This window comes from Nostoc sp. FACHB-892 (genome assembly GCF_014698795.1).
In the GTDB taxonomy this organism is placed as follows: Bacteria; Cyanobacteriota; Cyanobacteriia; order Cyanobacteriales; family Nostocaceae; genus Nostoc.
Genome location: NZ_JACJTR010000100.1, coordinates 1 through 9,144, shown reverse-complemented (window position 1 = coordinate 9,144; position 9,144 = coordinate 1). Strand labels below are relative to the sequence as shown.

Sequence of the window (9,144 nt, the reverse complement as noted above, 5' to 3'; positions counted from 1 at the left end):
AACATATATGACCAGAGTAGAAGGTGAAAATACACGTTTACGTCATTATCTGGCACGCCTACATCGCAAAACATTATGCTATTCCAAGTCAGTAGATATGCTTAAATACTCAATTCGCTTGTTACTCTATTACTTGAAGTATAGAGAAATACCTGTATTTAGTTAATTCATCCCGCATTTATGCAACGCCAGAATTTGTAGTTACGGCGATTGAGGGAGATTCCGCCCAAATTCAGTATTTAGATAGCAATCGAACTGAAATTATTAACCTAAAACAGGCGCAAAACCTGGACTATGCCCTTATCAGCACAATCTACAGCAGCCAAGGCAAAACCACTGACTTAGCCTTGATTGCGGCAGATCACACCATTGGGCAAGAAAGTTTTTATGTGGCGATTAGTCGAGCTAGGCACAACGTCAAACTTTATACTAAAGACAAATCAGAATTGCTGGAACTGGCGCAAGAGTCTAAAGCCAAAGATAACGCTTTAGAATTGCTGATGAAGCAGGTAAAAGAGACGCAAAAACAATCATCAAAAGCGCTACTCCTACAGGGGACAACTGTCTCAATCAGCCCAAGAGTTAAAGAGCCAGTACTAAAAGCTCAACCAACAATCACTGAACAAGTTTCCTTACCAGTTAGTCGGCCAGTTCCATTAGTTACGACGAGTTTAGAAACTGTAGCCAAACCCACTCCCAAAGAGAAATATAGAGATGATAGAAAGTCTCCTGCTTTTGAAAAACCAGTATTAAAGACTGCTGCCCCAACAGAAGCATTTTGGATACCTCAAAAATCAGAAGAAGTACCCAATTTTATTGAACCAAAGGATTGGCAGGAGTTTGAAAATAGTGCTATTCATCCCGATATTACAGCGTTGAACTTTGAGAGTCTTCAGTTTAACTATGCAGGTGGTGAGCATGAAGCCTGGGAACGGCTCATGGTCAGCGAAAAACTGAATCGAACAAATACAGGACGGCTAACAGATGGTTTTATAAGGGCATATTCGCATCTTGATGCTGGTGGATGGTGGTGTGATGCTGGAGTTGATGCGCGTTCATTCGCTGACTTAAAGCCAGGTGAGAAACCGCCGATTAAAAGATGGGGGTGTTACAAACCGAATACACCTAGATCCAAAAAAGATCAGTCTGGGCAAATAATTGAAGGGAAATTCATCAAATATGAGCATCCTCCCAAGGTTGAATTAAGCATCTTCCTGCTTAATGTCCCTGACGATATTGCCGAACGCATTTACTCCAAACACAACGTGAATCCCAGTGATAGCGATCGCCAGTCAGGATTTTGGTACTGTGTCTGGAAACATAATATCCCCTGTGCGATCGCAGAAGGCGCGAAAAAAGCAGCCAGTCTGTTGAGTCAGGGTCATGCTGCCATTGGGCTACCTGGAATTTCGGCGGGATACCGAACTCCCAAAGATGAGTTTGGTAAAAAAATCGGTAAGTCTTACCTACATGAGGAATTAGCGGTTTTCGCCACACAAGGGAGAGTTTTCAAGTTCTGCTTTGATTACGAAACTAAACCCGAAACCAAGGAGAATATACAACGTGATATTTCCGTGACTGGGAGATTGTTACAAAAATCAGGAGCCAAAGTCAAAGTCGTAACGCTGCCAGGTCCTTTTAAAGGTGTCGATGATTTTATAGTCGCTCACAGTCCACTGGCTTATGAGAAATTGAGCCATGAAGCGATGAATTTAAGAGACTGGCAACGGCGGAATCAATACAAAAGTGCTGCCACGATAGAACCACCTCGAAAGTTAACACCAGAACAACGTTCTTTACAGCAAAACCAATCCATAGGACAAACCGATGACATTAACCGACAACAACCCAAACCCGACACAGGAATTAGTAGTGTTAACCGAGAAAATAGAGGAATTGTTGAGCAGTCACGAAAAACTGAACCAGGATTTGAGCGCGAAAATGTTGCACTTAGAAAAGAGCCAAGCCGAGACAATGAAGAACTTCTTACAGCAATTAGCCGATGCCTTGAACTCCAAGAAGTCGAACAGCTTGGAGACGACATTACAAGAATTAACCTCTTCTTTGGAGGCAGTCGGGGTACAAATCAGCGAACAGAGGGCATCTCAGGAGACACTGACAGAAAAAATTCAGCAATTGTTGACCAGACAACAAGCTATGGAAGTAGTGAACGAATTGTAAACGCAATTACTAATTTTGTTGAGCAATCGTCTATTGAGGTTGCACTAGCTGAAACATTGCAACCTCTAATCCAGGAATTTTCACATTATCAGCAGGATTTAAGCAATGGAAAAATCACATTAGACAAACTTTCATCAGCCTTAGCTGAACAGGAAAAACACCAACTCTCACAACTTGCTGTAAATGCGATTACTGATTATGTTGAGCAGTCGTCTGTTGGGTCTCTTGAGGTTAATTTACCAATACTAATCAAGGAACTGTCTCAATATCAGCTTTCTTTAACCAATGGAGCAACTACATTAGACAAACTGACAACAGCATTAATTCAATCAGAACAACGTGAAATATCGCAACTCGCCATAAATGCAATAGTTGATTATGTTGAGCAATCGTCTGTTGAGTCTGCACTCGCTTTTACTAAGATTGTCACCAATGTAGTCGCCGTAATTGATAAATTGTCGGAGCGCCTTAAACAAAAAACTGCTGGTGCAGTCGAACACAAAGAACAAGTTACAACAAATGTAGAGTCACTTATAAAGCAGATGCTCCAGCATTTAGATAAACAACAAATGTCAGATTTATTTATCGAAGTAGGAAAATATGCTCAAGGGGAAAAAGTCAAAGGTGATCAAGTTAACGAGTTATTTTATCGAGTCGGTCAAGCTGACTTATCTATAACTTTTGAACAGAAAATGAATATGGTTCGCCACTTAATTAGAGAGGATAAGTACCGGATTATGAGCTTGTTAGAAATCCCCCAATCCAACGAGAGAAAACAAGGTAGATTTAGACGATAAACACTTCTGAGAGAAAGGGGAAAGGATGTATTTAAAACCTTTATCCTTTCCCTGCAATCCTATTCACCCTTATCATCCCTTATCCGTTCCACTTTTTTCAATGCGCCATAGGAAGATGCAATTTTCTATCTCTTTATACCTCTAGATTCCGAGTTTTGTTGAGCATTATTTTCAAGTTGACGATGCATATCAACAACAGATTGAACCTTATCAAGTGCCTGTAACTGTTGGTCACTTACGTTAGGTGATAAAACTCCGTCAGTGAGAACAGGCTCGCCGTTTTTGGCACGAACGATTACATTATCACCAAGACGTTCAAAATCAAAAGTTGTACTTTTGAAACTCTTGGAACCATCGGGGTTATTTGTGCCCAATATATTTAGCAGTGCTTTAACGCTTTCTTCAACTACTTTACCTTTAACATCCTTAACAGCATCTCGTAGTTCAGTTCGAGTATTGTCAATAGCTGACTTTACACCCATAAGGCTTTGATCAACAGTGTTTTTAACACCGTCTACCTGTGTACGTAACTCTTGAGTTAAGTTCCCAATTTGTTGATTGAGTTCATCCCTGATATTATCTGTGTTTTCTCTGACTTCATCTAGTCGGTTAGTAACTTGTTGCTCTATTTGAGCTTTCATCTGTGCAATTTCTTTTCTTAGCTTCGTGACTTCAGGTGTCAGCGCATCTAAAAGGCGCTCAAATGCGTTTTTAGCTGTTTTTTTTACCTGGCGTTCAACTGACCCAACCCAGTTTTGAAGAACCGTATTTTGAACTTGTGGTAAAAACCGTTCATTTACTTGGGACAAAGCTTTTTGGGTGTTCTCAATCAACTGTTGTTGCTTTTCTAAAGACTTACCCATTTCGGCAACTTGAGCAGCCAGTTCTGACAAGGATTCAGGTGTTTGTTCATTTTTTTTAAGACTGTCAACAAGTTTTTGTTGCGACTCTAGTTTAGATTGCAAAACAGCCACTTGTTTTTGCAAAGCTTCCACACTGTAAATTCGCTCATTACTTACAACTTCATTTTTCTGCGAACGGGGAGCTAAACCTAGTTTGTCAGTCAGTACTTCTCCATTTTTAATATGGAATACCTTTTCATGACCAATTTTAATAGAAATTGCCCCTTGAGAATTTTTCGGGTCAGACAGAGCTTTTTTTAAGTTCTCTACTATTGTTGGTGTTAATAAGTTTTTAGAGGGTGATTCTCCCAATGTTCCTTGATAAACTTTGCTAGAGCTAGAGTAAATATGAACATCCTTGGTGGGATCTAATCCTTTTTCTTTAGCTTTCGCATGGATGAGTTTCAGAAGAGATTCTAAAATGTCTAGATAATCTCGCTTAATTTCATTCGCTTCACCATCCTCAATCATTATTTTCACCTTTGATAATTGACTGAATTAACAGTTCGGGATTAATCGCTACTTCTGGCAAAACTATCCCACCGAGTTTATTAAGAACCTGTCTCCCTTCAACTTCAATGTAAGCAAATTCTCCATCAATCATCACTGTTATCGATGATGTATTTTTTTCAGCATGAGATGGGACATAATCTTTCAGAACACCATTTAATACAAAAATATTGGCATCATCTGCATCGCTGCTATAGACTTCAAGGCACTCAGGAAGATAGTTAGCATCAAAAGGCAAGTTATCCCAACTATCAGCAGTGTTTAAAATCTCGCTCGGATATTTATCTGCTAGGGCTGCTATATCTGGAGGTAGTTTAGCAATTTGTTTTCTGTCATAATCGGAGAGGGGGTAAAAATTACTTGACGACATGAATTTTATCCTAACTATTTTCAACTTCAATTTTAGCCCAGAAAATATCACTTTAAATCAGGCTTGCATATTCTGATAACTGCTCTTGATTTTCTATCAAAGGTAACAATTTTATCGCGGAGGCTCGGCGAATTTTCATTTCTTCATCTGCTGGAGTTAAGAGAGTAGACTTTTTAGATAAGAACTTTTGAAACTTGTACCAAGCTTTCACACTGTCAGCTTCAGATTGGATTTCATGCTGAGGAATCTTAATTGATTGCAAGATTGGCAAACTTATTTGACCACGAGAACGAAAACCGGGACTAATAATTACTGCTTTTCCCTCTGGTAAGGTGTTAAATTGATTGACATCAAACAACTTGCGAGTACTGTTTTGGTCAGAATTAGAAATGCTTGCACCGCCCTTTCCTCCTGATGAGCGAGAACGTTGCTTGTATTTAATTTCCTCTTCACCTAAAAACTTACTAAAACGTTCCGCCGCTACATCATCTTGGGGATTGAAGAATGCCTTGGTAGCGCATCCCCCAAATATGGCATTCGTTGTATTTTCTCCATAAGCCTCAATTAGCATTGAGAGATTTTGTAAACCTAAGATAGAAACTAGTCCATCTTCCCGGTTTTGGTTCAACCAATCCACTAGGGCTGGTAAATATAACGTCGGTAATTCATCGACCCCAAGCACAAGAGGACAAGTACGTTTCAAGGCGACATTTCTGCTTATTATTAAATGCAGAATCGAAACAAGCAATGGTGCAATTACATCACGCTTTTCTTTGTTCATCCCAAATATCACCATCTGCCGTCCTTTCAAGTCCAGTGGAATATTGGTTTTTCCGCAAAAAGCCGCCAATGCTGCTGGAACCATGAATCGGCTGAACAATCCGCTAGCTGTACCCACTATACTAGCTGCTGTTTCTGGCGACCCTGCGACAGATACAAACTGTGCGAAAGCCTCTCTAACCATGAAATTCAGATTTTCTGCAATTTCCATGCGTTTGACTAGCTTCGGTAATCCCAAAATCGCTTGGCACATCATGATATCTGGGTAAGCAGTTCCCTTCGCCAACATGAAAACAGCTTGTACTAGCTGATCTCCGGCATTCGTGAAGAAGCTGTTTCCTGAATCTTTTTCACCTAGTTGAAAGTTGCGGTTGAGAGTGATCGCAAGCTGCCGCGCCATTTCCGAGTCTTCATTATTGCGAAGAAAATCTATTGGATTGGCAACTGCCGATTCTGGAAATCCTGGGGCTAAGACAGTGACTTTGTAACCACGTTCGAGTGCATACCCCGCGAGTATTGGGGCTTGTCCTTTAGATGCGGAATAAGCTGATTCCTGCTCTGCATACTTAAAATCATAAAGTGCTAAGGGGAATCCTTGATCTATTGCTGAACGGATCAACGGATTAATCATTGAAAATGATTTTCCACAACCTGGGCCACCACAAACGAAAATCCCCCGTTGTGCGTCTGGTAAGTAAAGGGTTACTGGATCTTCGGGAATGCACGTTTTCCTGATGCCATTGACAATTTCACTTTTTATATTCTTGGGAGTGCCGACGTACAGAGACACACGATTATGTTTACGTTTATTTATTTGTTTGCACGCTAGTTTACGGGCTGCTGTCTTCTCTGCTGTTCCACCCCACCTTGCAGTTGCTAATTTAGCTTTACCCCGAATGGCATCTATGTATTTGGCTACCACAATCACCGCACCACAGGCCACTAACCCCAGTCCTGCGGGTGAAATTAGTGCAGAAGAGAGTCCTGGTGGAATGAATTGGTTCGCATTGGCTTGCGTGTTGGTCGTTGTCATTGTCCGCTCCCCACAATCACTAACCCATTCTCTTTAACTCCAAGCCAGGGCACTGGCCCAATAAAATAGGGGGTACAAGTTTTTTGCATAAAAGGAGGACGCACACAGATTCGCAAAAACAACCCAAAGTCTGCTGTACCAGATGATTCATTCACTCCGATCAATGCAACCTTGAATCCACTACCATATACCAACCGTCCTGTCGGTTCCTTCCCGGAATTGACCGCAGCCAAGAAACCATAACCACCTTTTACTTGCTGTGATGACCCAGAAGCCCAGCGTTTTCCATATAATGCACCCTCTGAACCTGAGAAATCGCCCATTTCTAGATATGAGCATTCTTTACCAGCAGCACAAGCAGTAGGTACAGTTTTATCGCCCCTTACTACACTGCCAGAGATAAAATAATTATTTCCAACCCAAGCATCACCTCTTTCAGAAGTACCAAAAACTACAGAAGCAATTCCCATAACACCAACACCAGAATTAATTGGTTGGGGCATCTTATCGAAGGGTACTTGGTTTAATCCAGGGACTTGGTTAATATAACTTTGCTGCCAAGACTTGAATTTGACCAAGGAAGTTGATGTTAATCCTGGTATAGAGTTTAATGAGTACTTGCTTAAATCAAGTTTACCTAAAGGGAGATTCGCTGCTTCCGGGTTTGACCGTAAAATTTGAGAAATGTTTCCACCACTTAATACCCTATTTCTAGACAATAAGGCGGCTATTGGTGGGACTTTTTGAAGTCTTAAGTTTCCTAAACTAGGGATGGACTTAACTAGTGATGCTGGTGTCTGCCATTGCATTAATCCAAAATCTTTTAGTGTCAGTTTGTTATTATTTGGCGCGATTGAACTTATCGATTTCAGGCTCAAACTGGACATTTTAAATGCATCATCCGCATCACCCAGCATCACAACAGAATCAACTTTTTGTCCTGCTGACCAGGAACGTGACGGGTCATATCCAAATAGCGAGATGATATTCTGTGGAATGCTTAAATATCCCGATTGTTGCACAGGCGGGAGATTATCCCATGTAATTCGTGACCAGTCTGGAGCCTGAACAAGATATTGACCTTGCGAATAGGTAATTGTCGGAGTTTCAGCCTTTGATGGAGCAGGTAAGACAAATGGAATTAAAGACATAGCTGTTAATAAATATCCTTTCAACTTCATTTGTTCTCCTGATTAATTAACTAATAAAGAAATATAGCGATAGGGAATCACTACTCCAAATAAATTACCCAACTCTTTCAATAAGTCACGCTTTTGACGTAAGAATTTAGCACTCAAGAGTCAAAAGTCAGAATTTATAAAAGGTTTGATATTCCAAGCACATTTATGAGTCAAATGAGTTTCTGATTCTTTTACTCTTCTGACTCCTGAATTCTGACTCCTGAATTCTTACCTTTTGACTCATTATCTTTGCCCCCACTGGATTAACTGATTAAAAACTTCCTTTTTAACACCAGAACGCGAAATAGCTTCTTCTTTGCTCTTGCCTTGACGTAGTAATTTAATCGCATCCTGAGCTTTTTTCCAAGTTATTGAACCCTCTTTAATTTGACCATTACTATGAGCGATCGCTAAACCATAAACAAGAGCATTAGCATCATTTCTTGGTAAAGCCCTACCAGGTAATATAGAGTTTATAGTTGCTGCTGTTGGTTGGGGTATTGTTGCTGGCGTTGGTATCCTATCTAAGGTTGTTGGGACTACTTCCGGTTTAATGGCTACAGGTACTACAGGTAATGGACGAGCCGAATCTGGTTTAATTACCAGACTGGTGTAAGATGGACTTCCTGTAGCAGGAACTAATTTAAATTGGTATTGTTTTTGTCCCTCTGACCCACTAGTAATGATGGTTATTTGTGTATTTCCATCTGAAGAAGAAGTTAAATTAGCGAACTTAATTGGTGTGATTTGCCGTAAGAATAAAACCGTCGCATTTCCTTGACTGCAATTTGAATCATTAGAATTATCATTACTTTTCTGACACAAGTTTCCGTTTGAGGTAAAAGCAAAGCGAGATGGATCGCCAATCCAAACTTGCTTGATAACTTCTCCAGTAGACATCAAATTAATCGTCAGTCCATAACCTTGACAAACTTTCAGTTCCAGGAAATTAGAATCAACATCTTGAGAATAAATAGTTCTAACACTTCCAGCTAAAACCTGATGAGAGTTAATTAACAATAATGTTGCAGCTAATGCTAGACTTTTTTTCATAACGAAATCGTTTGATTAACGAATATCTGTACTGTCTGATCAGCATCAATCACGAACACTTTTTCTTGGCTACTTAATTGCCCAGAGCGACTTTGATTAGATGCTTTAATACCTTCGAGAATATTGCTAAATGCACCTTCCCCAAAAGCAGAGGTGATGTTTTTATCATCATTAGTAGTTGTACTACTAGAAAATCCATTAGAACTAATGTCAGTAAATCGCAAAGTTTTTTCCAAGAGAATAAGCGTCAAGATTTTGTAAACAGAGATACATTTTTTGCTGAACTATGTGAAACCGGAGGTGATGATTAATTAGGTTTACTTATAGCAAGGCATAT

At 40.1% G+C, this 9,144-nt stretch carries 8 protein-coding genes; 2 read left to right on the top strand and 6 right to left on the bottom strand.

The window, feature by feature from the left end; all coding sequences use genetic code 11:
• Together H6G96_RS39245 and H6G96_RS39240 are read left to right on the top strand one after the other, a co-directional pair.
• Positions 1–166, top strand: a 166-nt coding sequence (locus tag H6G96_RS39245) for an IS1 family transposase (protein WP_190919895.1), incomplete at its 5' end; no start/stop codon positions are given.
• A gap of 181 nt (positions 167–347) precedes the next feature.
• Positions 348–2,978, top strand: a complete 2,631-nt coding sequence (locus tag H6G96_RS39240; protein WP_242063632.1) for a DUF3854 domain-containing protein — start codon at positions 348–350, stop codon at positions 2,976–2,978.
• A gap of 125 nt (positions 2,979–3,103) precedes the next feature.
• Here H6G96_RS39240 and H6G96_RS39235 read toward each other — a convergent pair whose 3' ends face one another.
• The 6 genes from H6G96_RS39235 to H6G96_RS39210 form a co-directional block, all read right to left on the bottom strand.
• A complete protein-coding gene (locus tag H6G96_RS39235) occupies positions 3,104–4,351 on the bottom strand; it encodes a hypothetical protein (RefSeq protein ID WP_190919892.1) in 1,248 nt (415 codons plus the stop codon).
• Positions 4,344–4,760 carry a hypothetical protein gene (locus H6G96_RS39230; protein ID WP_190919890.1) on the bottom strand — a complete coding sequence of 139 codons (417 nt, stop codon included), beginning with the start codon at positions 4,758–4,760 and terminating at the stop codon, positions 4,344–4,346. The genes H6G96_RS39235 and H6G96_RS39230 overlap by 8 nt, the downstream gene beginning before the upstream one ends.
• Positions 4,761–4,812: 52 nt before the next feature.
• Positions 4,813–6,573 carry a TraM recognition domain-containing protein gene (locus H6G96_RS39225; protein ID WP_190919888.1) on the bottom strand — a complete coding sequence of 587 codons (1,761 nt, stop codon included), beginning with the start codon at positions 6,571–6,573 and terminating at the stop codon, positions 4,813–4,815.
• A complete protein-coding gene (locus H6G96_RS39220) occupies positions 6,570–7,754 on the bottom strand; it encodes a hypothetical protein (RefSeq protein ID WP_190919886.1) in 1,185 nt (394 codons plus the stop codon). The genes H6G96_RS39225 and H6G96_RS39220 overlap by 4 nt, the downstream gene beginning before the upstream one ends.
• Positions 7,755–7,997: 243 nt before the next feature.
• Entirely contained in the window at positions 7,998–8,807 is an 810-nt protein-coding gene (locus H6G96_RS39215) for a hypothetical protein (RefSeq protein ID WP_190919884.1), read from the bottom strand.
• The gene (locus H6G96_RS39210) at positions 8,804–9,031 is read right to left on the bottom strand and encodes a hypothetical protein (RefSeq protein WP_190919882.1); all 228 of its coding nucleotides are present in this window, start codon (positions 9,029–9,031) and stop codon (positions 8,804–8,806) included. Before H6G96_RS39210 ends, H6G96_RS39215 begins: the two co-directional genes overlap by 4 nt.
• Between the last annotated feature and the right edge of the window lie 113 nt (positions 9,032–9,144).

Coding starts and splice junctions, on each gene's coding strand:
- H6G96_RS39235 (WP_190919892.1), bottom strand. CDS start 4,351: ATGATTGAGGATGGTGAAGCGAATGAAATTAAGCGAGATTATCTAGAC.
- H6G96_RS39230 (WP_190919890.1), bottom strand. CDS start 4,760: ATGTCGTCAAGTAATTTTTACCCCCTCTCCGATTATGACAGAAAACAA.
- H6G96_RS39225 (WP_190919888.1), bottom strand. CDS start 6,573: ATGACAACGACCAACACGCAAGCCAATGCGAACCAATTCATTCCACCA.
- H6G96_RS39220 (WP_190919886.1), bottom strand. CDS start 7,754: ATGAAGTTGAAAGGATATTTATTAACAGCTATGTCTTTAATTCCATTT.
- H6G96_RS39215 (WP_190919884.1), bottom strand. CDS start 8,807: ATGAAAAAAAGTCTAGCATTAGCTGCAACATTATTGTTAATTAACTCT.